At 69.3% G+C, this 25,567-nt stretch carries 21 protein-coding genes; 13 read left to right on the forward strand and 8 right to left on the reverse strand.

Features of this window, described 5'->3' with window-relative positions; all coding sequences use genetic code 11:
• The first annotated feature begins 73 nt into the window (after positions 1-73).
• The 8 genes from NP4_RS36920 to NP4_RS36955 all read left to right on the forward strand — a co-directional run bounded on the left by NP4_RS36920 (position 74) and on the right by NP4_RS36955 (position 6,587).
• Positions 74-568, forward strand: a complete 495-nt coding sequence (locus NP4_RS36920; protein ID WP_062506680.1) for a MarR family winged helix-turn-helix transcriptional regulator — start codon at positions 74-76, stop codon at positions 566-568.
• A 138-nt stretch (positions 569-706) separates the two neighbouring features.
• On the forward strand, positions 707-1,600 hold the full coding sequence (locus NP4_RS36925) for an STAS domain-containing protein (protein ID WP_068008318.1): 894 nt from the start codon (positions 707-709) through the stop codon (positions 1,598-1,600).
• Between the two features lie 15 nt (positions 1,601-1,615).
• Positions 1,616-2,005, forward strand: a complete 390-nt coding sequence (locus NP4_RS36930; RefSeq protein WP_068008321.1) for an STAS domain-containing protein — start codon at positions 1,616-1,618, stop codon at positions 2,003-2,005.
• A 22-nt stretch (positions 2,006-2,027) separates the two neighbouring features.
• Positions 2,028-2,408, forward strand: a complete 381-nt coding sequence (locus tag NP4_RS36935) for an anti-sigma regulatory factor (RefSeq protein WP_068008385.1) — start codon at positions 2,028-2,030, stop codon at positions 2,406-2,408.
• A complete protein-coding gene (locus NP4_RS36940; RefSeq protein ID WP_068008324.1) occupies positions 2,401-3,039 on the forward strand; it encodes a SpoIIE family protein phosphatase in 639 nt (212 codons plus the stop codon). Before NP4_RS36935 ends, NP4_RS36940 begins: the two co-directional genes overlap by 8 nt.
• Entirely contained in the window at positions 3,036-5,285 is a 2,250-nt protein-coding gene (locus NP4_RS36945) for a SpoIIE family protein phosphatase (RefSeq protein WP_068008328.1), read from the forward strand. Before NP4_RS36940 ends, NP4_RS36945 begins: the two co-directional genes overlap by 4 nt.
• Before the next feature lie 37 nt (positions 5,286-5,322).
• The gene (locus NP4_RS36950) at positions 5,323-6,123 is read left to right on the forward strand and encodes an SAM-dependent methyltransferase (protein WP_068008332.1); all 801 of its coding nucleotides are present in this window, start codon (positions 5,323-5,325) and stop codon (positions 6,121-6,123) included.
• Between the two features lie 131 nt (positions 6,124-6,254).
• Positions 6,255-6,587, forward strand: a complete 333-nt coding sequence (locus tag NP4_RS36955) for an STAS domain-containing protein (protein WP_068008389.1) — start codon at positions 6,255-6,257, stop codon at positions 6,585-6,587.
• On the opposite strand, the gene NP4_RS36960 is transcribed toward NP4_RS36955, so the two are convergent.
• Positions 6,584-7,621, reverse strand: a complete 1,038-nt coding sequence (locus NP4_RS36960) for an LLM class F420-dependent oxidoreductase (RefSeq protein WP_068008335.1) — start codon at positions 7,619-7,621, stop codon at positions 6,584-6,586. The two genes, NP4_RS36955 and NP4_RS36960, sit on opposite strands and share 4 nt — an antisense overlap.
• 208 nt (positions 7,622-7,829) lie before the next feature.
• On the opposite strand from NP4_RS36960, the gene NP4_RS36965 reads away from it, so the two are divergent.
• Positions 7,830-8,462 (forward strand): cyclodeaminase/cyclohydrolase family protein, encoded by a 633-nt coding sequence (locus tag NP4_RS36965; protein ID WP_068008337.1) that lies wholly within the window; start codon positions 7,830-7,832, stop codon positions 8,460-8,462.
• Here NP4_RS36965 and NP4_RS36970 read toward each other — a convergent pair.
• Entirely contained in the window at positions 8,452-9,693 is a 1,242-nt protein-coding gene (locus NP4_RS36970) for an alpha/beta hydrolase (RefSeq protein WP_068008340.1), read from the reverse strand. The genes NP4_RS36965 and NP4_RS36970 overlap by 11 nt on opposite strands.
• A 269-nt stretch (positions 9,694-9,962) precedes the next feature.
• Here NP4_RS36970 and NP4_RS36975 point away from each other — a divergent pair, with 269 nt between their 5' ends.
• The gene (locus NP4_RS36975) at positions 9,963-10,706 is read left to right on the forward strand and encodes a L,D-transpeptidase (RefSeq protein WP_068008343.1); all 744 of its coding nucleotides are present in this window, start codon (positions 9,963-9,965) and stop codon (positions 10,704-10,706) included.
• 1 nt (position 10,707) lies between these two features.
• Here NP4_RS36975 and NP4_RS36980 read toward each other — a convergent pair whose 3' ends face one another.
• The gene (locus tag NP4_RS36980) at positions 10,708-11,559 is read right to left on the reverse strand and encodes a bifunctional 5,10-methylenetetrahydrofolate dehydrogenase/5,10-methenyltetrahydrofolate cyclohydrolase (protein WP_068008345.1); all 852 of its coding nucleotides are present in this window, start codon (positions 11,557-11,559) and stop codon (positions 10,708-10,710) included.
• Positions 11,560-11,767: 208 nt separating this feature from the next.
• On the opposite strand from NP4_RS36980, the gene NP4_RS36985 reads away from it, so the two are divergent.
• Together NP4_RS36985 and NP4_RS36990 are read left to right on the forward strand one after the other, a co-directional pair.
• Complete coding sequence (locus tag NP4_RS36985; protein ID WP_114755490.1) at positions 11,768-12,637, forward strand: YdcF family protein; 870 nt, start codon at positions 11,768-11,770, stop codon at positions 12,635-12,637.
• Between the two features lie 27 nt (positions 12,638-12,664).
• The gene (locus NP4_RS36990) at positions 12,665-13,477 is read left to right on the forward strand and encodes a putative protein N(5)-glutamine methyltransferase (RefSeq protein ID WP_068008348.1); all 813 of its coding nucleotides are present in this window, start codon (positions 12,665-12,667) and stop codon (positions 13,475-13,477) included.
• Here the strand turns inward: NP4_RS36990 and NP4_RS36995 are convergent.
• Both NP4_RS36995 and NP4_RS37000 read right to left on the reverse strand, forming a co-directional pair.
• The gene (locus NP4_RS36995; RefSeq protein ID WP_068008351.1) at positions 13,458-14,285 is read right to left on the reverse strand and encodes an SDR family NAD(P)-dependent oxidoreductase; all 828 of its coding nucleotides are present in this window, start codon (positions 14,283-14,285) and stop codon (positions 13,458-13,460) included. The two genes, NP4_RS36990 and NP4_RS36995, sit on opposite strands and share 20 nt — an antisense overlap.
• 25 nt (positions 14,286-14,310) lie before the next feature.
• Positions 14,311-15,801, reverse strand: coding sequence for a succinic semialdehyde dehydrogenase (locus NP4_RS37000; RefSeq protein ID WP_211335767.1), 1,491 nt, complete (start codon positions 15,799-15,801; stop codon positions 14,311-14,313).
• A gap of 204 nt (positions 15,802-16,005) precedes the next feature.
• Here NP4_RS37000 and NP4_RS37005 point away from each other — a divergent pair, with 204 nt between their 5' ends.
• Positions 16,006-16,692, forward strand: coding sequence for a TetR/AcrR family transcriptional regulator (locus NP4_RS37005; RefSeq protein ID WP_068008353.1), 687 nt, complete (start codon positions 16,006-16,008; stop codon positions 16,690-16,692).
• 7 nt (positions 16,693-16,699) lie between these two features.
• Here the strand turns inward: NP4_RS37005 and recD are convergent, their stop codons facing one another.
• From recD to recC, 3 genes are read right to left on the reverse strand one after another with little or no spacing between them, the layout of a single operon-like run.
• Positions 16,700-18,583: an exodeoxyribonuclease V subunit alpha gene (recD, locus tag NP4_RS37010; protein ID WP_068008357.1), complete on the reverse strand. Its 1,884-nt coding sequence runs from the start codon at positions 18,581-18,583 to the stop codon at positions 16,700-16,702.
• The gene (locus NP4_RS37015; protein WP_082876553.1) at positions 18,580-22,170 is read right to left on the reverse strand and encodes a UvrD-helicase domain-containing protein; all 3,591 of its coding nucleotides are present in this window, start codon (positions 22,168-22,170) and stop codon (positions 18,580-18,582) included. Before NP4_RS37015 ends, recD begins: the two co-directional genes overlap by 4 nt.
• The gene (gene recC, locus NP4_RS37020; RefSeq protein ID WP_068008362.1) at positions 22,167-25,529 is read right to left on the reverse strand and encodes an exodeoxyribonuclease V subunit gamma; all 3,363 of its coding nucleotides are present in this window, start codon (positions 25,527-25,529) and stop codon (positions 22,167-22,169) included. Before recC ends, NP4_RS37015 begins: the two co-directional genes overlap by 4 nt.
• Between the last annotated feature and the right edge of the window lie 38 nt (positions 25,530-25,567).

Here is a 25,567-nt window from a genome sequence, read left to right on the forward strand (position 1 = left end):
ACCTGTCGTTTGAAGTGGTGGTCGACAACACGGAGGCAATAGCATTGACAGAGCAGGGACCTGGAGAGGAATCGTGACCGAACCCCGTTGGCTCGACGACCTCGAGATGCGCGCCTGGCTCGGCTTCGTGTTCACCCGCGACCTGATCGCCGCGGCGGTGGGACGCGATTCGCTGCGCGCCTCCAATCTCACCTATGTCGAGTACACGGTGCTGGCCCGCCTCGCCGACGCCCCCGAGCATCGCCGCAGCTTCGCCGACCTGGCCGCCGTACTGGAATGGTCGCAGAGCCGGTTGTCGCATCAGATCACCCGGATGGAGAAGCGCGGACTGGTTGCGCGCGAGTCGATTCCGGACGATGCCCGGCGGACCGCGGCGGTACTCACCGCCAAGGGCTCCGAGGTCCTGGGCACCGCCGCCCCCGCGCATGTCGACAGCGTCCGACGCAATATGATCGATGTCCTGGATCGCGAGCAGCTCTCCAGCCTCGCCGATATCTACGACACCCTGCTCGCCCACCACCGCAAGGATGTGGGCGCCGGTGTGTCCGAAATGCGGCGACAAGCCTGAACGGACAGGTTTGGTTTGTGCCCCATCGGGTATGGGGTAAGACTAGGCTCGACAATGGCAAGCGATGAGCAGCCGTGTGCGAGCCTTACCCTGACGAGCAACCCGACCTACCCTTAACGAAAGGGGCAGGAGATTCCAATGTCCGACGTGTCCATCGGCCTGTCGCCGGATTCACGGCCGGCCGGCCCGGTCGACAACCTCCTTCCGGAGCTGGTCGAACACCTGCGTCAGAATCGCACCGAGCTGCGCGAGGAATGGGCCCGGCGCATCACCGACGCCCAGCTGCTCACCGCGATGACGCCGGAGGAGATCTTCTCCGAGGCGACCTCGATCTTCGACAACTACGTCGAGGTGCTCGAGACCGGTAGCGTCGAGGCGCTGCAGGCCTACGCCCGCGACCTGTCCGAACGCATCATTCCCCGAGGCGTGGAGACCGAAGAGGTCATCGGCATCGTGCTGCTGCTGCGAGATGTGCTCGCGCGCAGCCTGTTCGAGAAGTACCAGTCCAATTTCGATCTGCTGAAACGGGTTCTGGACGCCTACGAGCCCGCGGCGAACCGGATCGCCAACACCGTGGCCGTATCCTTCGTCCAGGAGCGCGAGCGCGTCATCCGCCAGCAGCAGGAAGCCATTCGCGAGCTGTCCACTCCGGTGCTGCAGGTGCGCGAGCAGTTACTGATTCTCCCCATCATCGGCGTGCTGGATTCCCAGCGTGCCCGCCAGCTCACCGAGCAGCTGCTGCGGGCGATTCGCGCCAATCGCGCCAAGGTCGTCGTGGTCGACATCACCGGTGTCCCGCAGATCGACTCGACTGTCGCCAACCACCTTGTGCAAACCGTGGACGCCTCGGGCCTGATGGGCGCGAGCGTCATCATCACGGGCCTGTCCTCGGAGATCGCGCTGACCCTGGTCACCATCGGCCTGGATCTGACGAAGATGAACGCGGTCGGCGATCTGCAGGGTGGTATCGAAGAGGCGGAGCGTTTGCTCGGCTACGAGGTTTCGCGACTGACTGATCGCGACGGACGGTAAGCCAGGGTGGGGTAAATGCCGGTACCCATTCTGAAACAGGGCACCTATCTGATCGCCTCTGTGCAATCCGCCCTGACCGACGCCGATACCGAGCGGTTGCAGGACGACCTGATGACGTTCGTCAGCAAATACCGCGCACAGGGGATCATCGTGGACGTCACCGCGATCGATGTGATGGATTCCTTCGCCGCGAGATCGCTACGTACCATCGCGCATATGACCAAGCTGCGCGGTGCGGAGACGGTCATCGTGGGCCTACAGCCCGAAGTCGCTTTCGCCATGGTGCAATTGGGCCTCACCTTCGAGGACATGCACACCGCGCTGGACCTCGAGGAAGGGCTGGCCTGGCTCAACAGACAGCTCCCCGCCCGCCGACAGCAAGACGGTCGTGATCGTGACCGCTGACAATGTGGTGATCGCGGTGAAGATGTCCAACGACATCGTGACCGCACGTCAGGCCGGGCGAGAACTCGCGGCGAAACTCGGGTTCACGCTCACCGACATCACCATGATCTCCACGGCGATCTCCGAAGTGGCCCGCAACATCACCAGTTACGCGGGCACGGGCGAGGTACGGATCACCGTGGAAGATCGCGAGGGGCGGCGAGCGCTTGTCGTGCAGGCACAGGATCAGGGCCCGGGCATTCTCGACATCACCCGGGCGCTGGAGGACGGGTATTCCACCGGACGCGGGCTCGGTTTGGGCCTGCCCGGCGCGCGGCGACTGATGGATCGACTGCTGATCGAGTCGGCTCCCGGTCAGGGGACGCTGGTGGAGATGTGGAAGTGGGTGCCCACCAGTGCATGAGGACGGTCACATCGGCGCGATCGAATGGGCCGTCGCGGGCCGCGCGCTTCCGGGACAGCGGATTTCGGGCGATCGCTCGCTCGTACTCGACGCGGGCGGCGGTTCGGCCCTGTTCGCCGTGCTCGACGGGCTGGGCCATGGCGCCGCCGCGGCCGAGGCGGCGGACCGCGCGATGCAGGTGCTGTCGGAGAATCGCGCCGAACCGTTGGATGTGCTGATGGTGCTGTGTCATCGGGCGATGGCCGATACGCGCGGGGCCGCGGTCTCGCTGGCGCTGTTCGACTCCGCCGATCGACTGCACTGGCTCGGAGTCGGCAATGTCGATTCCCGCGTCGTCGCGGCCGGGCCGGTCAAACCGATCGTGCGGGCCGCGGCGCTGCTCACCGGCGGTATCGTCGGCTATCTGCTGCCGCCGAATCTGCAGACCCAGACGGTGGTCGTGCGCCCGGGTGATCTACTGCTGATGTCCACCGACGGCATCGTCAGCGATTTCGTGGACGGTATCGATCTGGCCAAGCCGATCGCCGACGTCACCAGCGGCATCCTCGACACCCACGCCAAAACCACCGACGACGCGCTGGTCCTGGCCGCGCGGCATCGCGGGCACACCCACGGTGAGGTTTCACCGTGAGCGCGGTGCTGGCCGCGTTTCGGGAGGCGTATGCGAATGCGCTTCGGTCACACCTGGATTCACCCGGCCAGAACACCCTCGCCGAGGGTTACGAACTGGGCCGGCGCGCGCTCGTCGAGGGTGTGAGCATTCTCGACCTGACCGAGCACCACTTCCGGCTGCTGGACCGCGAGGACATCCTCGATACCGAGGCGGCGCTGGAATTCCTGTTGCAGACTCTGGCCGCGCTCGATGTGGCCACGCGCGGATTCCTCGACAGCACCCGCAGTTACGAATTGCAGCGGCTGCGCGCGGAGGATCTCGCCGATCGCGACGCCTTCCGCGCCGCACTGGTCGAATCGCTGCAGGACGGCTTCTTCGTCGCCGACGCGCGCGGCGCCATCACCGAGGTGAACTCCGCCTTCGGCGCGCTGACCGGCTATGGGCCGGACGGTGTTCCGTACAAACTGCCGCATCCGTGGGCGCTGCCAAAATCCGGACAGTATCCGGATCTGGGCACCGAGGCGGCCCGCTTCGTGCTCCCGATCCGTCACCGTGACGGGCGCCAGCTGTGGTTGGCGGTGAGCACCTCCTCGGTGGTCAAACCCGAGGACGAGGAACGGGTCTATGTCGGCACCATTCGCGACGTGACCTCCGAACACGACGCACAGGCCCGCGATCAGGCGGTCTCGCGGCTGGCGACCGCGGTCGGCGCGGCGACCAGTGTGGCCGAGGTGCTTTCGGTCGGACTCGAGGAGCTGCGCCGGGCGATCGGCGCGGAGACCGCCGTCGTCTCGGTCTGGCCCAATCGGCAGGGTCCGCCGGATCTGTATGTGTCCGGGCCGGTTTCGGGTTCGATGAACGGTTCGGGCCCCACCTCGGTCGAATCCGAGGCGGTCTCGCGGCAGGTGCTCGACGCGCGGGCGCGGGCGCTGCTGGATCGGGTGCGCACCCGGCCGGGTCGCGCGGTCTTCGCGATCCCGGAGGGCACGGCCAGTTCCGAGGGCCTGGTCGCGCCGCTGGGCGAGGCTGCCGATGCCGCGCTGTGGATGCGCTTCGCCACCCCGCGCGTCGTCAGCGCCGCGGATCGGGCGCTGTTCTCACTGCTGGTGGGACATCTGTCGCTGGCAGTGCAGCGCGCCCGCAACTTCGATCAGGCGCGCGCGACCTCGCTGACGCTGCAGCGGGCCATGCTCGGCCCGATCGAACTGCCGCCGGGCTTCTCGGTCCACTACGAACCCGCGCTGCCGCCGCTCGAGATCGGCGGTGACTGGTACGACGTGGTGCGCCTGCGCGACGGCCTGATCGGCGTCGTGGTCGGTGACTGCGTCGGCCGTGGCCTGTCCGCGGCGGTGGTGATGGGCCAATTGCGTACGGCCGCACGGGCTCTGCTGCTGCGCGGCGCGGGCCCGGCCCAGCTGCTGGCCGAACTGGACACTGTCGCCGCGCGCATACCGGGCGCGATGTGCACGACCGTGTGCGCGGCGATCCTGGATCCCGCGCACGGGCTCGTGCGCTACTCCAGCGCCGGGCATATGCCGCCGGTGCTGGCCGAGCCCAACACCAAGGGGCAGTTGCTCGAGGGCGGCCGCGCGGTGCCGCTGGCCACCTTCGATCCGCCCAGCCGCCCCGAGGCGACCACCACCCTCGAGCCCGGCTCGACCCTGGTCCTGTTCACCGACGGCCTGGTCGAACAGCGCGGTATCGATATCGACACCCGATTCGACGAACTCGCCGACGAATTATCCGACGCCGCACCGTATCTGCCGCGCGAGGTGGCCGACGCGGTGCTGTCGCGACTGCGCCCGGCGGGTGGCTACGACGACGATGTCGCGATGGTGGTGTACCGCCAGCCGCCGGGCGCGCTGCACGTGGACGTCCCGGCCGAACCGCAGCGCCTGGCCGGTATGCGCCGCGCGCTGACGGCCTGGCTGACCACCGCGGCCGTCCCGCACGAACTCGCCGCCGATCTCGTCGCCGCGGCGAACGAGGCGTGCAGCAACAGCATCGAACACGCCTATCTGGACGGCTCGTCCGGGCGCGTCGAACTCACCGCCACCAGCACGATCGACCAGGTGGTCATCGACGTCTCCGACGCGGGCGTCTGGCGTCCGCAGCCCGAGGATCCGGGCCATCGCGGCCGCGGCATCGCCATGATGCGCGCGCTCAGCGACGAACTCACCATCGATAACGTCGGGGTCGGCACCCGGGTGCGCATGGTCGCGCAGCTGCCCGCGGTATCGGTGACTCCGGCCGGACGGGTGTAAACCGCCCCGCGGGCCGGTCTGCCGCTACGCTCGCATCGTGCAGACTCCCGCCGACTGGTCGCCGGACGATATCGACCCGACGATTCCCAGCGCCGCGCGCATGTACGACTATGTCCTGGGCGGTTTCAACAACTTCCAGGTCGACCGCGAGCTGGCCGACTGGGTGGCCCGAACCATGCCCGAGGTGGCCCAGGGCGCGCGCGACAATCGGGCATTCCTGCGACGGCTGGTCGAATACCTGGTGATCGACGCGGGGATCGACCAGTTCCTCGATCTGGGCTCGGGCATCCCGACCGCGGGCAATGTGCACGAGATCGCCCAGCGGCTGCGGCCCGGCGCCCGGGTGGCCTACGTCGATATCGATCCGGTCGCGGTGAGCGTGAGCCGTCGCCTGCTCGCCGACAATCCGGACGTCACCGCCGTGCGCGGCGATCTCACCGACATCGAACCCATCCTCACCGACCCCGAAGTCGTTGGCCTGCTGGACTTCTCGCGGCCGATGGCGGTCCTGCTGGTTTCGGTGCTGCATTTCGTCCCCGAGGCTGCCCAGCCGCACGAGGTGCTGGCCAAGGTGCGAAACGCGTTGGCGCCGGGCAGTTATCTGGCCATATCGCACTTTTCCGACAAACAACGCGACAATGCCGACCGCATCGCCGCCATGTCCGAACGCACGGCCAACAAATCCACGCCGCGTTCGCGCGCGCAGATCCAGGCCCTGTTCGAGGGTTTCGCATTCGTCGAACCCGGACTCGTCGACGTCTGCGACTGGCGTCCCGACGATCCCGAAGACGCCGCAAGGGGTTCGGGGTGGTACGGCGGCGTCGGCGTGCTCGCATAACGGTATGAAGTGATCGAAAACACCGGATTCACCATCAATCCGGGCCACGATGCAGCGCGCGGCGCGGGTTCATGGCAGATTGGTTCGATGTGACCAATACTTCCGGAGACGCGTATCCCCTCGCCGACACGATGACCACCTCGGTGGCGGTGCACGACGAAGCGACGGTGCTGACGGTGGCCGGTGAGGTCGACCTTGCGACTGCTCCCGCCTTGGAGAGCGCCATCGAGGCGACGCTGGGCGGCAAACCCGCCGCACTGATCATCGACCTGTCGCAGGTGACCTTCCTGGCTTCCGCGGGCATGGCCGCCCTCGTCGCCGCGCATCAGCGGGCCGGGACCCAGACCCGAATCGCGGTGGTCGCCGACGGCCCCGCCACCGGCCGTCAATTGAGGATGACCAACCTCGATCAGGTCTTCGCCCTGCATCCCACGCTCGACGAGGCCCTCGCCTCGCTGCGCTAGACCAATTCGCGCAACTGCTCGACCAGCTTGACCCGCTCGGCCGGGGTGGCGGCGATCGGCAGCACGTTGAGGACCGTCACACCGGCCTCGCGGAACGCCGCCACCCGCTCGGCGACGAATCCGGCCGAACCGATCAGCGAGACATCGCGAACCAGCTCGTCGGGCACGACCTTGGCGGCCTCCTCCTTCTTGCCCGCCAGATACAGCTCCTGAATGCGATCGGCCTCGGCGCCGTAGCCGTATTTGGTGGCCAGGGCGTGGTAGAAGTTCTTGCCCTTGGCGCCCATACCGCCGATGTAGAGCGCCAGATGCGGTTTCACGAATTCGCGCAGCGGCTCGACATCCTCACCGATGGCCAGCGTCGGGGAGGCGTACACCTCGAGCTCGCCCAGGGCCGGATCGCGCTTGGCCTTACCCGCGGCCAGCGCCTCGCCCCAGACGTCGTTCGCCTTCTCCGGCAGATAGAAGATCGGCTGCCAACCCTCGGCGATCTCGGCGGCCAGCTCCACATTCTTCGGTCCCAGCGCCGCCAGCAGCACCGGAATACGTTCGCGCACCGGATGATTGATGAGCTTGAGCGGTTTGCCCAGGCCCGTGCCCCGATCGGCGGGCAGCGGCAGTGTGTAGTGCTTGCCCTGGTATTCGAGACGCTCGCGCCGCCACACCTTGCGGCAGATCTCGACCACCTCGCGGGTGCGCCCGATCGGCGCGTCGTAGGCCACCCCGTGGAAGCCCTCGATCACCTGCGGCCCGGACGCGCCCAACCCCAGGATGTAGCGGCCGTCGGAGACGTAGTCCAACCCCGCCGCGGTCATCGCCGTGAGCGTGGGCGTGCGGGTGTAGAGCTGCAGAATGCCCGACGCCAGCTCGACTCGCTCGGTCACCGCGGCCAGATAGCCCAGAGCGCTCACCGCGTCGAACGAATAGGCCTCGGGCACGAAAACGATGTCCACCCCGGCCCGCTCCAAATCGGCGACCTCAGAAGCCACCTCTTTGAACCCACCCGCATAGTTGATGCCCAATCCGATACGCATGTATCGAACCTAACTCACCCTCTCAGATCCGTGGGTGTTCGGTGGCCCCGGCTGAACATCGAGTTCCTCCTCATTTGCGGCGATTCACGCACGTGTTCGCGGCCGTCTCAGGGCCGCGAACACCCGCCGGAGCGAAGCGGAGGCCGAAGACACAGTACGGTTGTCGGCGAACGGTATTTCGATCATCGCCCCGGGAGGCCCCACCCCAATGTCCGCGGACACCTTCGGAACCTCGACGATCGGCCGGTATCTCGACGATCTCGCCGCCAAGATTCCGGCTCCCGGCGGCGGCGCGGTCGCGGCGCTGCACGCGGCGCAGGGCGCGGCGCTGGTCGCGATGGTCGCCCGCTACACCACCCGCGCCAAGGATGCCGACAATCGGCCCGTGATCGACCGCATCATCGCCGCCGCCGACGTCGCCCGGGAGCGTTCGCTTGCCCTGGCCGATGCCGACGCCGCCGCGTTCACCGCCGTCGGCGCGGCCTACAAGCTGCCCAAGGACAGCGATACCGAGCGGGCCGCGCGCGAGCAGGCCATCGCCGAGGCGCTGCTGCAGGCCGCCCGCGTCCCGGCGGCCGTGGTCGCCGAGGCCGACGAAATCCTTTCCCTCGCGGCGGATCTGCTGCCCATCGGCAATCCGAATGTGGTCACCGACATCGGCGCGGCCGCCGATGCCGCGCGTTCGGCCGCCGCGAGCTCACAACTCAATATCGCGATCAACGTGGCCTCGCTCAGCGATCATCACGGCGCGGAGTTCGCGCCGGTGCTGAAGCGGATCGAGGAGATCCTCGCTCGCGCCGACGCACTGCACGACGACGTGGTCGCCGCGATCACCCGCTGAGCCGGGCGTCGTAGCGGCGCAACCAGTCCAGCACCGCCTCGCGTCCCACCTGGGCGCCGAGATTGAGCACACCGTCGTAGCCGTGGTCGTAGAACGGCAGTTGCAGATAGCGATTCGCGATGCCCGCGGCGGTGAGCTTGTCGGCGAAAGCCTTAGTGCGCGTGGCGAATACGAGGTGATCGGCCTTGCCCTGCAGCAGCAGCGTGGGCGGGGAGTTCGGGCCGATCTGAGGCGCGGAGTCGGTATAGGCGTAGCGCTCGGGGAACTCCGAGGCGGGGCCGCCGAGATATTCGCGGCCGACCCGCTGCCCCTCGGCGGTATCGCCTTCCGAGCCGGTCAGATCCACGGCCGGATAGTCGGCCATCACCGCGCGCACCCGCGGTAGTTCCGCGGCGGTACCGCAGCTGGGCCGCAGCGTGCCATTGGCGATCTTGTACGCCACATTGATCGCGAGATTGCCGCCCGCCGAATCACCGAAGGTGGCCAACCGGCTCAGATCCCAGTTGTACTCCTGCGCGTGCGCCGCGACCCAGGTCAGCGCGCAGCCCACATCGGCGTCCTCGGTATTCCAGCGCGGCTGGGCGGCGCTGGAGAGCCGATAGTCGACATCGACGAAGGCATACCCCTGAGCGGCGAGCCAGCTGTTGTAGGGCGTGGGCCCGCGCGTGCCGGAGACGAAGCCGCCGCCGTGAATGCGCACCACCACCGGCACCGGGCCCGAAACATGTTCGGGCAGATACAGATCGGCGCGCTGCTGCGCACCGTCGAGGGTGGCGTAGGTGACGGTCTTGTCCGGACCGTGTCCGTCCACGATCATCGGCAGCGGCGGACCGAACAGAATCCAGCGCCCGGTCTCCCGATGCGCCGCCAGCGCCAGCCCGGTCGAGGTGATCAGGGTGAGCACAAGACCGAGCGCGGTCACCGCGCCGACGGTCACCGACGCGCGAGTTCGCCTGCCGCGCACTACGATCAGCGCCAGCGCCACCGCGACGAGCGCCAGGACCAGCGTCCACGAACCCCATACATCGCGCAGCCAGTCGAAGGCCATGATGAGCGACTGCAGCAGATGTACGCGCAGCAGCGGTTCGGTCCACGACACCGGCGTCACCGCGAAGATCTGCGCGAGCACCAGCGCCACGCCCAGCAGCGCCGCCACCGTCAGCAGCAGCGTCCGCCCGGGCGACCAGCGCGCCGGTTTCGACGGCGTCTCGGATTCGGTCGGAACGGTCACACTCGGCCTCCATCGCTTCACCCATCCACAACCCCGCGCTCCGATGCTACGGGCGCGACCGCCCGGACCTGCGGTGAGTTCACCCACCGATGTCCGCAAAGTCCGATTGACCGGCCGCCGAACGGGTACGGCGATAGCACATACGTTGTCGCTATAACCGGCGCGACATGCGACGTTTTGGTCACGAAGCCGCCACTGTACGGACGGCGGCGTGATCATGAACCGAGAATGTAAATCTGAAAATCTCACCACTCGAAGGGGTGGAAGCCATGCGGAACATGATTCGGCATGTGTTCCTGGCGCTCGTGATCGCGGCACTGGCCGCCCTCACGACCGGCACAGCAGCGGCGGCGACCGTCTCGCCGCAAGTCAACTATCCGGTGGAAGCCATTTCCCCGGCAGACGGCTCCCTGGTCGGCATCGCGTATCCGGTGACGATCCGATTCGCCTCCTCCGTCCCCGACCGGGCCCGCGCGGAACGCTCGGTGAACGTGAGCGTGCCCGGCGGGTCCTTCACCTGGAACGGCGATCGCGAACTGCGATGGCATCCGGACGGGTACCTACCCGCGAATGCCAGGCTGACGATCACCGCCGGCGATGCCCGCTCGGACTTCCGGACCGACGCCGGGACCACCGCCGAGGCCGATATGTCGGCGCACACCTTCACGGTGTTCATCCCCGGCGCGCCGCCGCGGGTGATCCCCGCGTCGATGGGTAAGCCCGGGCGCGAGACGCCGGTCGGCACCTTCCCCGTCATGGAGAAGGATCGCTCGATCATCTTCGATTCGCGCACGATCGGCATCCCGCTCAGCTCGCCCGAAGGCTATTACCTCCAGGGCGAATTCGCCGAACGCCTGACCACGGGCGGTGTCTTCGTCCATTCGGCGCCCTGGTCGGTGGACGATCAGGGCTACCGCAATGTCAGCCACGGCTGTATCAATCTTCCGCCACAGGAGGCGGAGTGGTACTTCGATGTCGTGCGCGTCGGCGATCCGGTGACCACCCACTGGTGAGTCAGGCGCGGGCCGCCTCGGCGGCCCGCACCACGTGGCGCATCAGCAGCGCGGTCGTGACGGGTCCGATCCCCCCGGGAACCGGGCTCAGCGCGGCCGCGCGGCCCTGCACCGAGGGCGCGTCGACATCGCCGACGATGCTGCCGTCGGGGCCCTCGTTGGTTCCCACATCCAGCACAACCGCACCCTCGCGCACGTGCGCGCCGGTGATCAGGCCCGCGCGCCCGGCCGCGGCGACCACGATATCGGCGGCCGAGGTGACCGCGGGCAGGTCGGCGGTGCGCGAATGACACACCGTCACCGTGGCGTTCTCGGCCAGCAGCAGCTGCGCCAGCGGCTTGCCGACCACATTGGACCGGCCCACCACCGCGACATGCCTTCCGGCCAGCGGGATTTCGTGGAACTTCGCCAGCTCCACCACGGCCTCCGAGGTCGCGGGCGGGAAGCCGGGCAGACCCGAGGCCAGCAGACCGAGCGAATGCGGGCTCACGCCGTCGACATCCTTGGCCGCGACGATGGCCGTGCTGACCTCGGCGAGCCCCACACCCTTCGGCAGCGGCGTCTGCAGCATGACTCCGTCGACGGCCGGATCCTTCGACAGCCGGTCCAATTCGGCGCGGATCGCGTCGGCGCTGGCGGTGGCGCCCAGATCGACCGTGTCGCAGGCGATGCCGAGGCGTTCGGCGGCGCGCTGCAGCGACTTCACATACCACCCGCTGGCCGGATCGTCATTGGCGACCACGAGCACCAACCGGGGCGCGGCGCCGTTTTCGGTGAGCGCGGCGGCGCGAGTCCTGGTGTCGGCGTTGAGGTCGGCGGCGAGCTGTTTGCCGGTCAGCGAAGTCGTGTCCACAATGTCACACCCTATCGGGCGCGATATAACGGCTGATCGTCGGCGCGGATAACTCGCTACCTGTCCGCTATCGGGCGCGTGCCCGAATTGGCCAGCACGAAATCCTGGGTCGACACACCTGCGGGCCTTATCGTGGTCTTGATCGTCCTCGAGCCAATTACCAGCAACACGTGCGGAACCCGGTTACCGGGGAAAGGTGTCGACTGCTGTGAAGATCGCAAGGCGTGTCAAATATCTGGTCGCGGCCACCTCGGCCGCGCTCGTCGTCGCCGGGCCGCTCGCATCGACCGCGAGCGCCGATCCCCTCATCCCCCTCTACAACTCCGCCCAGGCCAGCTTCCTCGACGGCAACGAATCCGCAGGCCTGGCCGCCCTGGCGCAGTTGCTCGTGCAGAACCCCACCGACGCGCAGGCGCTGTCGCTGCAGGCCGTCTGGTCGGATTACGTCGGCGACGTCATCACCCGCGAGGTGGCCCTGACCCGCCTGGACAATATCAATCCCGCCATGGCCGCGGGCACCCGAAACGTGCTGGGCGCCATCGGCGCGGCTATCGGCACCCTGCCCAATCCGCTGCCCGCCCTCATCGGTCCGCATACCGGCATCGTGGTCCTGGGCTACGGGCTGCTGCCCGACGGCGCGATGCGCCCCGAACTGGTCGGCCGCCTGACGGCCGCCTGGGTCCAGGCCATCGCCGCGCCCTGGGCGCCGGTCGTCGTGACCGGCGGCAATCCGCAGAACGGCGTCCCCGAGGCCGCCGCCATGGCGGGCTGGCTGATCTCCCACGGCATTCCCGCCTCCCGCGTCATCGTCGAGGATCGCGCCAATTCGACCGTGCAGAACGCGCTGTTCAGCACGGCCCACCTGCGCGACGCGGGCGCCGACAGCGCGGTCGTGGTCACCTCCCCCAATCACATCCGCCGCGCGGTGGCCGATTTCATCGTCGCGGGCACCCATGTGGTCGGCGCGATGACCTCGCTGGACCAGCTGGTCTCCCAACTTCCCCCGCCCACTCGCACCTCCCAGCGTGGCATCTACCTCGACGCGACGCGGACCTTCCTGCTCCCGGCCGCGCGATAACCGGGTCCGCCCAGCCACAATGGGTCGGTGATCGTTGCGGATATCGACGCTCTGGTGGCGCGACTGCGCCGGGCCGGATGCGTCTTCGCCGAGGACGAGGCGGCGCTGCTCACGGCGGCGGCCGCCTCACCCGGCGAGTTGGAAAGCCTTGTAGTACAACGCATTTCCGGCGTGCCGCTGGAACATCTGTTGGGCTGGGCGGAATTTCGCGGCCTGCGGGTCGCCGTCACCCCCGGCGTATTCGTTCCCCGCCGCCGCACGGAGTTCCTCGTCGAACAGGCCCTCACCCGCGGCCGCGACCACGACCGCGCGGTCGTCCTCGATTTGTGTTGCGGCTCCGGAGCGCTCGGCCTCGCGGTGGCCCACGAGCTCACCGCCGCGGGCATTCCCGTCGAGCTTTTCGCCAGCGATATCGAACCCGCCGCGGTCGCCTGCGCCGAGCGCAATCTCGCCCGTCTCGGCGCGCGCATCCACCGGGGCGACCTGTTCGCACCCTTGCCCGCCGACCTCGCGGGCCGTATCACCCTGCTGTTGGCCAATACCCCGTACGTGCCCAGCGAGATGATCGCCCACATGCCTCCCGAGGCCCGCGACCACGAACCCCGAACCGCCCTCGACGGCGGGCCCGACGGCCTCGACACGGCCCGGCGCGTGGCCACCGAGGCGCCCCGCTGGCTGGCCCCCGGCGGCCACCTGTTCATCGAGACCAGTCAATCCCAGATCCCCACCGCCACAGCGCACTTCGCCGCCAGCGGCCTGACCCCCACCATCGCCGAATCCGACGAGTACTACGCGACGGTGGTGATCGGCACCCGCCGACTCAGCCCTTACGGCCGGTGAATTCGTCCATCGAGTGGTAGACCCCGACCGCGTTGAGGTACAGATCGCGGATCTTCAGCGGAAGCAGTCCGGAGATGGCGCGGTTGAGCCGCGAGGTCCAGGGCATGACGACCAGGGCCGCGCCCTTCTTCATCTCCGACCAGGCGGCCTCCACCGCCTCGTCCTGTTCGATGATGGGCGTGAACAGAAAACCCTTGGCGCCGTCGAACATTCCGGTGTTGATGTAGGTCGGGCAGAAGGTGGTGAACTTGACGTGGGTGTTGCCGGACTGTTCCAGTTCCAGACGCACCGAATCCGACCAGCCCAGGGCCGCCCATTTGGAGGCGGCGTAGACGCTCATACGCGGATTGGCGACCAGCGCGGCCGACGAAGCGATATTCAACACCCGCGCCGGGATGCGGCGCTCGACCATGGCGGGCAGGAACTCCAGCGTGATGTACATGGGCGCAAGGGAATTGATCGCGACCGTCTTATCGATATCGGCGGGGTCGGTGGTCTCCCAGAAGTATCCGTTGCCGCGCACGATACCCGCGTTGTTGATCAACACATCGATCGCGCCGACCCGCTCGCGCACCGCGGCGGCCGCGGCCGCGATCGCCGCGCGGTCGGAGACGTCGACGACGTGGGAATGAATTCGACTATGGCCCAATGCCTCCAGCTCGGCCGCGGTCTCCTTCAGCGCCTTGTCGTTGACATCCCACAGCACCACATCGGCCGCCCGCTCGCGCACCGCGCGCTCGGCGAACGATTTACCCAGCCCCATCGCGGCACCGGTGATCAGCACCGTCCGACCGGCTACCGTGTCCATACCCGCATCCTTTCCCACCGCGACATCACTTCTGCCGCAACGCTTTCATCACACCGAAGTACAGGGTCATGGTCTTGGCCCACAGCGCCTCCGACATTCCGGGCAGCGGGGCGATCGGCAGCGCGCGCTGTACGGCGATGGTCTGGGTGTCGATGTACTTCAGCAGCCCCTCCGGGCCGTGCCGTCGCCCGCCGCCGGAGATTCCCAGCCCGCCCGAGGGCGCGGCGACGCTGCCCCAGGCGGCGATGAAGCCCTCGTTCACATTCACCGATCCGGCCTCGATGCGCGCGGCCACCTCGCGGGCCCGCGCCGTATTCCGGCTCCACACACTGGCATTGAGGCCGTAGGCGGAGTCGTTGGCCTGGTCGACCGCCTCATCGTCGCTGTGCACGCGGTACACCGATACCACCGGGCCGAAGGTCTCCTCGCGGTACACCGTCATACCGGGGCGCACCCCCTCGAGGATCGTCGGCTCGTAGAAGTACGGACCCAGGTCCGGACGCGCCCGCCCGCCGGTGAGCACCGTCGCGCCCTGGGCCACGGCGTCGTCGACATGCGCCGCGACCGTGTCGATCTGGCGAGGGAAGGTCAGCGAACCGATCTCGTAGGAGTAATCCAGCGCCGTGCCCAGCCGCAGCGCCCGGGTCCGGTTGACGAATTCCCCCACGAACCGCTCGTACACCGCGTCGTGCACATAGATCCGCTCGATCGACTCGCACAGCTGCCCGGCCGAGGCGAAGCACGCCCGCACCGCGATACGCGCGGCCGCGGGCACATCGGCGTCGGCCAGTACCAACAGCGGATTCTTCCCGCCCAATTCGAGCGAACAGCCGATCAGCCGCTCCCCGGCCTGCCGCGCGATCGTGCGTCCGGTCGCACTCGATCCGGTGTAGTCGACATAGTCCGCCCGCGCGATCACCTCGCCGCCGATCACCGAACCGCGGCCGAGCACCCCCTGCCACAAACCCTTCGGCAGGCCCGCGCGTTCGGCGGTATCGATGGCCCACAGTGCGGTCAGCGCGGTCTGATTGTCCGGCCGCGCGATCACGGCATTACCCGCGACCAGGGCGGGCAGCGCGTCGGAGGCCGCCAGCGCCAGCGGATAGTTCCACGGCGAGATGACCGCCACCACGCCCTTGGGCCGATTGCGCACCTCGACGCGGGTCAGCATCGGCAGCACGCCGCGCGGCGTGCGGGGGGCCAGCAGCTTTTCCGCCACGCCCGCGTAGTAGCGCGCGTTGACCGCCACATCGCCCACCTCGTCGAAGGCGTGCACGCGCGATTTACCGGACTCGAGCTGCACGATGTCGAGAATGGCGTCCTGTTCGGACAGCACCAGGTCGTGGAATCGGCGCAGGATCGAAACCCGTTCGCGCACCGGCGTCTTCGCCCATTCGCGCTGCGCGCGCCGGGCCGTCTCGAAGGCCCGGTCCAGATCGGCGGTCGAGGACTGCGGCAGATCCACGATCTTGCGCCCGGTCGCGGGGGGCGAGGATCTCGACCGCGGGCGCGCCACCGGCCACGGCGTGCGCGAGCAGGGACTGCACCAGCGCGTGCGGCAGCGCGTCGGCGGCGGCCAGTTGGGGGGCGGTCGGCATTGGTCGGCCCTCTCGATCCGGTGAGGTATCCAATTTAATTGAACACCAGTGTTAGATTAACACCGGTGTTAGATTAATAGCTCGAGCATGCGATCTGTCAAGACGTCGAGGAGGATCCACAGATGCCCGGCGATGCGGTGGTCACCTCTCACAGCGCCGGCCCGCGCCGGGGCCGCCCACCCCAGACCCCCGAGCAAGCCGACGAGGTGCGCGCCCGCATCGTGCTGGCCGCGGCCGCGGTGTTCACCGAACACGGGTCGCGTGGGCTGAGCGTCGCGCGCATCATCGAGCGCGCCGGAATCTCGCGACCGACCTACTACCGCTACTTCGGCAATGCCGAGGAGCCGCTGCATGCACTGCTCACCACCTCCAACGAGGGCCTGGTCGGCGGAATCCGCGCGGCCCTGGACGCCTCCGATGAACCGGTGCGGCTGGGCATCGGCATCATCGACGCCTATCTGGACTGGGCGCACGGCCACGGGCCGATGCTGCGACCGGTCTTCGCCGAACTGCACGATCCCGCCTCGCCGGTATCGTCCTATCGCGAGGACGCCTTCGACGACATCCGCGGCCTGGTGCGCACCAAATTCGTCGCCCTCGGCCGCCCCGCCCCCACCCCGCTCGACCTCGACACCGCCCTGCAGGCCTGCGAATTCGTCGTCTACCGGCTCTCGACCAGCGACCCGAATCCCGACGAGCTGGCCGCGGCACGGCTGACCATGATCCGCAGCGTCCTGGTCACTCTAGGCCGCCGCGAGGACGTCGAATTCGCCCTGACCATCCCCGGAATCTTCGACAGCGCGGGCTGATTCGCGATTACGCGCGCAGACCGCTGGCCCGCAGCACGCGCCGCCCGATGCCCGCGCGAATGGCGTCCTCGGTGCCGATGATCCGCACACGGTGGCGGGCGCGCGTGATGGCGGTATAGAGCAGTTCGCGGGTCAGCAGCGTCGATTCCGGGCCGGGCAATACCACCGAGACGATGCCGTACTGACTGCCCTGGCTGCGATGGATCGTCATGGCGTACACGGTGGTGACGCCCGGGAATTGGGTGGGGTGCACCAGATACGGTTCACTGCCGCGCTGTAGCGCCGCGCGCAGCGAGCCGTCGGGGCCACGCACGATCACGCCGGTGTCGCCGTTGTAGATGCGCGCCTCGTGATCGTTGGCGGTCACCAGCAGCGGTTGACCCGGAAACCACTGCCCCGCCGCGGTTTCCGATCCCACACCGGCCGCGGCCACCCAGCCCGCGGCCAGCCGGTCCCAGTATTCGACGCCGAAATGACCCTGCCGGTGCGCGCACAGCAGCCGATGCGATTCCATCGCCTCGAGCGCCCCCGCGGCATCGCCGCGTTCGGCCGCGGCCGTCGCGGTGCGCGCGGCGGTCACGACATCGGCACGCACGCCGGTGATCTCGTCGGGATGACACAGCGACAGTTCCGCGCCGCCGTCGGCCAGCAGCGCCAGCGCCGCATCGGCGTCACCCGCGCGCACGGCCACCGCCAGTTCGGCGATGCGGCCGCCGAAGCGGCGACCGCGAGTCAGGCGAATGATGCCGCCGCGCAGTCGATCTCGTTCGCGCGTCGTCAGGGCGTCGGGATGCGCCGCCGCGGCGTGCTGTTCGCCGAGAATCTCGTCGAGGACCGGATTGGGTTCGGCCACCACGGGTCCGGCCACCAGATCGGCCAGTACCGCGCCCGCGTCGACCGAGGCCAGCTGGTCCGGATCGCCGACGAGTACGAGCCGGGTGTCGGGTCGCACCGCGGGCAGCAGTCGGCTCATCATGGTCAGCGAGACCATCGAGGTCTCGTCGACCACGATCACGTCATAGGGCAGCCGGTTGAATTCGTGGTGGCGGAACCGGGTCGCGCCGCCGCGCTGCCAGCCCAGTAGTCGGTGCAGGGTGGCCGCGGTCAAATCCGGCAGTCGAAGGTCCCCGGCCTGTTCGCGCACAGATTCCTGTAGGCGCGCAGCCGCTTTGCCGGTCGGTGCGGCCATGGCGATCCGCGGTGCGGGTGCGCCCGGGACCGCCTCCTGCAGCGCCACCAGCAGGGCCAGGATGCGGGCGATCGTATGGGTTTTGCCGGTACCCGGACCGCCCGCGACCACGGTGGTCCAGTGGGTGGCCGCCAGCGCCGCCGCCACCCGTTGGCGGTCCGGCGGTTCGCCCGGGCGGTGCGAATCCGGGAACAGTCGATCCAGTTGCCGCCGAACGGTTTCGGCATCGATCAGCGGATGACCCGCCGCCCGCGCGGTCAGGGCCTCGCGGATGGTCTGCTCCTGCCGGAAGTAGCGGTCCAGATACAGCAGCGGACTGCCGCCGTCGGGCTCGACCAGCCGCAGCGGACGCAGCGGTCCGGCCGGGCTGCCCTGCACCAGCGGACTCGCGCGCAGCGCCGACAGCACGGCATCGACCTCGGGCCAGGGCAGGGTGGCGGGATCGATCGCATCGGGATCGTCGGCGTCGAAACCCTCACCGTCCACGCCGATATCGCGCATGCGCGGCAGCTCCAGGCATACCGATCCCGATCGCACCGCGCGCACCGCCAGGGCCGCGGCGAACAGCACCGGCTCGGACTCCTCGCGGCCCAGCCGGCCCAGCCGCAGCGCGACATGGACATCGGCGGCGGACAGGATTCCGGCGGCGTTGAAGATGCGCAGCAGCCCGGTCGCCCGCTGCGCCAACTGGATCGCGGTCAACGCGCCACCCGCCCGGCCAGCAGTTGCGACAGCTCCTCGACCAGGGCGACGGGCGGATCCCAGTCGAATACGCCGCAGCCCGAAGGGGTTTCGGGGCCGATCATGCCGCGCACGAACAGATATCGGATGCCGCCCAGATGCCGAGCCGGATCGTAATCGGGCAGCCGCCAGCGCAGGAAGCGGTGCAGCGCCGCCGAATACAGGATGGCCTGCAGCGGATAGTGCGAGCGCATCATCTCCGCGGCCATTCGGTCGCGGGTGTAGTGGGCGACGGTGAGATCGCCCACGCCCAGGCGATTGGTCTTGTAGTCGACGACCACGAATCGCGGGCCGGGCAGGCGCAGGACGGCGTCGATACTGCCGGTCAGATAGCCGCGCAGGGGCAGATCGTCGAGCGTGTCGATGTGATCGGCATAGGCGGCGAACGGATCGTCGGCGGGTAGATGGGCGCGCAGCAGAGTCGCGATGCGGCGCAGCGTGATTCGCTGGCCGTCCTCGTGCTCACCGGCCAGCGGGAGTTCGAAGTCGAGTTCGTTGAGGCGATCGCGATTCGCGACGGCGGCCAGGCTGCCGGAGTCGATCGGGGTGTGCATGACCGCGAGCAGGGCGTTGCTCAGCACCTGGGGATCGATATCGGCCAGCAGTTCCTCGATCGCGTGTTCGCAGCGGGTGCGCACCTCGGCGGCCAGATCGGCGGCGTCGGTGTTCACGTGTTCCAGTACACCGTGCACCAGGGTGCCGAAGTCCGCGCCGTAGGGCAGGTCGTTCATCAAAGACCTTGCGGCACCCTCGAACTCGGATGCGGCCGCCTCGAGTTCGGCGGCGGGTTCGGCGGGTTCGTCGGAGTTGCCGGGGGTTTCGTCCGCGCGTGGGGCGTGCAGGTCGTGGGCGGCGGCGGTGAGCGCGGAGTAGGAGGTGCGTCGCCACTCGTGGTCGATCTCGCGGTCGAAGCGGGCGGCGGCGAGGTCGCCGACCTCGGTGTGCTCGCGGTCCCAGCGCGGGCGCACGGGTGCGATCTTGCGCACTTCCTCGACCGCGATCACCTTCGATACCGCGGCGGCCCATTGCGAAAGCTCCTCGGCCACAGCCTCGTCCACCGGCACCTCCGCGCGGGCGGGCACTTCGGCGCTGTGCGGTTCACGGCCCACGATCATGCGGTGCAGGGGCGCGAAGGTGGTGCCGTAGGCCGGGGCCCACCAGGCGACCACCTGGCACTGCGCGCGGGTGAGCGCCACGTACAGCAGGCGCAGTTCCTCACCCGCCTCCTCGGCCTCGCAGCGACGCTTGCGCTCGGCGTAGCCGGGGGCCTCCGCGCCGCCGACATCGAGTACGCGGTCGGGGCCGTCGTGGAACAGCAGCGTGGCCGGGGTGGGATTCTTGGCGCTGTCCCAGGCGAAAGGCAGGTACACGACCGGGAATTCCAGGCCCTTGCTGGCGTGGACGGTCGCGATCTGCACCGCGGCCGCGTCGCGATCGAGGCGGCGGCTACGGTCGGCGACCGCGCCGGAGGCGGGATCGCGCACCCGGTCGGCCAGCCAGCGGGTCAGCGCGGTCAGGCCCAGCGATTCGCGCAGTGCCACCTGGTCGAGCAGCTGGGCGATATGGCGCAGGTCGGTCAGGCGTCGCTCGCCGCCCGCGACCGCGAGCAGCCGGGGAGCCAATTCGGTTTCCGCGGACAACTTTTCGAAGACCGCGGCGAATCCCGCGCGGGTGAACAGCCGCGCCGAATCGCGCAGCTGAGCACTGAGCCGGCCCACCAGATCCGCTCCGCCGGAGTCGATCTCGGCCGCCGACAGGCCCAGCAGCGGGGTTCCGGCGGCCAAGCGCACCCGGTCGCCGCGATGCGGCTGCTCGAGTGCGCGCAGCAGCCACAGCCAGTCGGTCGCGCTCTGGGTGGCGAAGACGCTCGCGCCGCCGGTGAGTACCGAGGCGACGCCGACGCGGTCCAATGCCGAGCGCACGATATCGATCTGAGAGCGGGTGCGGACCAGCACCGCGATATCGCCCGGGCCCAACGGTCGATCGTCGATGCGGGTGCCCGAGTCGAGCAGGCGGACGATATCGGCGGCCAGATCCTCGGCAACCCGGGAGCGCTGACGGCCGACGGCCGGGAAGCCCGCGCCGTTGAGGGGGCCAGCGCCGCTGCGTCGGAAACGCCTCAGCCGCAATGGGGTTCGCTGTTCGGCGGGGCCGTCCAGGCGAGTGTCCGGGCGGACCGCGTGCACGCGTTGCACGGCGATCTCCTTGTGCCCCAGCGCCGCTCCGCCCATGACATGATCCAGCGCGGTGAGCAGGCCCGCGTCGCTGCGCCGGTTGGTGGTCAGTTCGCGACGGGAGTCGGCGTGGGCGACGGCGTCGAGGTAGCTGAGCACCTCCGCGCCGCGGAAGGCGTAGATGGCCTGTTTGGGATCGCCGACCAGGACCAGGGTGGCGTGGCCATGGAAGGCGCGGCGCAGGATGTCCCACTGCAGCGGGTCGGTGTCCTGGAACTCGTCGACCAGGGCCACGCGGTAGCGTTCGCGAATGCGACGGCTCGCGCGTTCGCCGTGTACCGGATCGGCCAGCGCCTCGTGCAGCAGCACCAGCAGATCGTCGAAGTCCCGGATACCCGAAAGCCGTTTGCGCCGTTCGGTTTCCGCCCGCACCGCGAGCGCGAAGGCGACCCGTTCGGCGGCCGGATGATCGCCGATCTCCTCATCGGGCACCAGCCGAGCGTGCCGATCGCCCACCGCCGCGGCGGCCAGCTGATGGGCGTCCTTCAGCGAGAACGGCGCTCCCCCGCGCGCGTAACGCGCGAGATACAGATCATCGGCGACGGTCGCGACCAGATCGTCGATCCCGTCGACCAGTCGCACCCCCGGATCGTGCTCCCCCGCCAACCCCAACTCGTCGAGCATGCGCTGACAGAAACTGTGCGTGGTGACGATGGTCCCCGAATCGAAATCCGACAGCGCCGCCACCAACCGTGCCCGCCGCCGCGCCACCTCCCCCGAACCCCCCTGCGCCAGATGCCGAATCAACTCATCCGAACTCCCGCGCGCCCCGTCGACATCCGCCAGCCCGGCAGCCACCGCCACGAACCGATCCCGAGTCCGCTCCCGCAGCTCCTGCGTAGCCGCCCGACTGAACGTCACCAACAGCAGCTGGGAGACATCCACCCCCACCTCGGCCACGAACCGCACCGCGAGCCCCACGATCGCATAGGTCTTCCCGGTCCCGGCACTGGCCTCGAGCACAGTGGTTCCTGTCGGCAAGGCGCCGCACAGCTGAAAGACGCTCTCCCCGACCTGTTCCGGAGCACTCGCGAGGAGCTGTGCCCCCTCCGGGGACTCGGGCGCCTGCTCGGCGATCTCGAAAAGCTCGTCCGCGACAACGGTATCGGCCCCCGCGGACGACGCGTCGTCGCCGACGGGATCCGGGGCCGTATGCTCGGTTGCCTGCGATTCCGCGAGGTCGGGAGAACCGTTGAGCGAGAACAGGTCCGCGGGTTCCGCTTCGGCGTGGGTGTGGCGGACGCCGGGTTCGGTTGTGCGGCGGCGAGGCTCGGCTGGTTCGAGATCGGTGAGGGAGAACAGTTCGTCGGTCATGGTTGCCCCTGGGATTCGTTGGCCAGCAGTGGGTTCCACAGGCGGCGGGCGAGGACGGCGAAGCGGGTGGGCTCGCCGGTCGGATCGGGGTCGGGCAGGGGGGATTCGAGGTGCTCGAGGCGCAGGGTGGGGCCCCAGACGTAGCGCAGATAGCGGTCGGTATGGTCGCCGAAGGCCCGGGGGCCGTTGGGGCCGCCGAGGAATTCCTGATCGGCGGACAGGCGGGCGTCCTCGACGCTCGCGCCCTGGCAGCGGCGTTCGGCGTAGACCGCCGAGGCCGTGGGGGTGATGGGCAGTGGTTCGGTCAGGCCCTCGTCGCGCAGATCGGCCAGATCGCGCAGAATCGCCTGGGCGGTGGCGGCATTGGGCGCGGTGAGCGTGGAACGCCAGGCGGGACGGTTGAACTTGCCCCGGCCGATGGTGATCGCGCGCCAGCCCTGATTGCGTTCGGTGGCCGCCAGCGCCAGCAGCCGCACCCAGGCCGCGAGGCGATGTTTGGGTGCGAGCCGGGAGAAGGTGGTGCGCACCACCGCGTCGTCGTGCACATCGGGCACGGTACCGCTGAGCAACCGGCCCTCGCCGAGATCCACCGCGATATCGAGTGTGCGCGCGGGCAATTCGTGTATCGGCCGGGCCACCCGCACCAGCCGATCGACGGTGTCCTCGACATCGGTGAGCACCGCCGCGCCCATTCCGAACGGCGGCAGCGTGCCGCGCCGCCACTCGGCCGCGCGCAGGGCGGCCGGATCGGCCCCATTGAGCCGCGCGGCCAGCATGCGCTCGCCCATATTCCACTTGGTCAGCCCGTCGAGTTCGATGGGCAGCCGCTCGTCGATCTCCTCCTCTTCCTCCGGCACCCGGATTCCGAGGCGCTGCCACAGGAAGGCGCGCACGGGATGTTCGGCGAACGAGATCAGTTCCGCCAGTTCCACATCCACCCGCGCCGCGGTGGCGAGCGGGCCCGGCAGGAAGGCGGGCTGCTCGCGCACGGGCCCGGTCGCCGCCCGCGCGCCCGCCAGGGCGACGGTATCGAAACTGAACGGCTCGCTCGCGATGAAATTGCGAATATCGTACGGCTGCAACGGATGCCGCGTCACGACGCCGTCCAGCGAACCGGTCAGCGCGCGCAGCGTATCCAACAGCTCGGCGACCGGGATCGCGGGTGGGCGATGCGCGCCGGTGACCGGATCCGCGCCGGTGTGCAGCACCACCAGTCGATCCCGCGCGGACATGATCGCGTCGAGCAGCAGCTGTCGATCCTCACTGCGCGGATCGCGTTCGCCCACCAGGGGTTCACGGGAGAGCACATCATCGCCGTCGACACCGCTCGCGCGCGGGAACACCTCGTCGTCCAGGCCCAGCAGCACCACGACCCGATGCGGCACCGACCGCAGTGGCGCGAGCCCGCACACGGTCAGCTCGCCGGTGCGGAAATTGGCCCGCGCGCTGCGCCCGGCGAGCCGATCACGCAGCAGCGCGGCGATATCGGGCAGTCGCAGCGGCGTCGACCCCGCGTGTTCGAGCGCGGCCGCCACCTCGCGGCGCGCCTCGACACCCTGCCAGGACTGCGCGTAGGTGGTGTCGGTGAGCAGATCCAGCGCCCGCCCGAGCACCTGCGCCCACTCGTGCGCCGGACGCTCCGATCCGGCCGGTTCCGCCGCTGTCGGCCCGCGCAGATCCCGCACACACACCGCGAGCCGGTCGGTGAATTCGGCGAACCGTCCCGCCAGATCCACATCGGCGGAATCGACATCCTCGAGCGGCAGCGCCAGATCCAGCCAGTCCTCGGAGGATTCGCCCGCCGCGACGCCGAGCAGAATCCGGTCGACGGCCGCGTTCAGGGTGTTCTGCGCGAATTCGGCGAGTCCGAAGGCCTGCCGCTGCCGCTGCCCGATGCCCCACCGCGCCCCGGTCTCGGCCGCCCAGTCCCGCAACCGCTCGATATCGTCGTCGTCGAATCCGCAGCGCACCCGCACCGGTTCGGCCGCGGCGAGATCGAGCACCTGCGTAATCGTCACCCGCCCGTCGGCCAGCCCGAGCAGATCCTCGAGCACGCCGAGCACCGGATTGGCCTCGCCGGAGGACCGATCGGCCATCCGCACCCGCAGCCCGTGCGCCGGATGCGCGGGCCGCACACCCGGCTCGCCCTGCCAATGCCCGAACGCCGCGCGCACCAGCGGCCCGTAGTTCTCCACATCCGGGCAGAGCACGACCACATCGCGCGGTTGCAACTCCGGGTCGGCGGCGAAGATCCCCAGCAGCACATCCCGCAGCACCTCGACCTGCCGCGCGGGGCCGTGGCAGGAGTGGACCGATACGGTGCCGTCGGCGCGGACCGAATCGCCCCCAGGCGGCCAACGATCGCAGCGAATGCCGTCCTGCAATGCGGAAAGCAATGTGGCCGAAGGGTTCTCGCCACCGCGATGATAAGTGTCGACGACCTCCCCGAGCCCACCCGATCGCAATCGCAACTCCCGCGCGTCCCGCCCCAGGGCGGCCAGCAGCGGGTGCGCCACGCGCAGGGCGCTGTGGTCGGCGCTACGCGGGAGCGACGCGGCGGCAGCCGTCGGATCGAGGCAGTCCCACAGCGCCGGACTCGCATGCGGCAGCCAGAGGTGAACATCGCGATGCTCGGCCAGCGCCGCGCACACCGCCAGTTGATCGATGGTCGGCCGAGCCGGGGCGAACAGGGAAATACGCTGGGGCAGATCGACCATCGACGCATCGGCGCGCAGCGCGGCGCAGGTGGCCGGGAGCCGTTCGGCCGGGCCGGGAGTGCCGACCCGGGCGCGCAGCCGACGCCAGAGTTCCGGTTGCCAGCGCAGGTCCTCGGGCAGCGGGTTGTCGCAGCCGTCGGTATCGCGCCCCGCGGACCAGTCGCCGATCAGCGTCGGGCGCTGGGCGGCATAGCCGTCGAACAGTGCCGCGATCCGAGCGGCCGTGGCATAGCGCCGGCCCGCGCGGTGGGTGCGGCGGCCGTCGGCGGTATCGGCGCCGAGGTGGCGAGCCAGCAGGGCCGCCCACGGTTCGTCCAGGGCCTCGTCGATCACCTGCAGCAGCGTCCAAACGACTCGACCGGATGCCCACGGATCCTCGTCGGCGGCGATGCCGCTCGCGGCGGCCAGGACGTCGGCCACCAGCGCGGCGGGTGTCGGGAACGCGATATTCGCCGAGATCCCGTCTCCCGCAACCGCACCCAGCGTGCCCGCGAGGCGCTGATTGAGCCAGCGCTCCACACCCTTGGCGGGCACAGCCACCACCTCGACGGCGAACGGGTCGGCCAGCGGCCGCGCCAGCACCGCCGCGAGCTCGTCGGCGAGCGTCTCCGCCCGCTCGGCTCGGTGGATGTGCAGCGCCATCGGCCGCCTCTCTCCCCTCGCTCGATATGGTCGGTGAA

The sequence above is a fragment of the Nocardia pseudobrasiliensis NBRC 108224 genome, from assembly GCF_001613105.1.
GTDB lineage: Bacteria > Actinomycetota > Actinomycetes > Mycobacteriales > Mycobacteriaceae > Nocardia > Nocardia pseudobrasiliensis.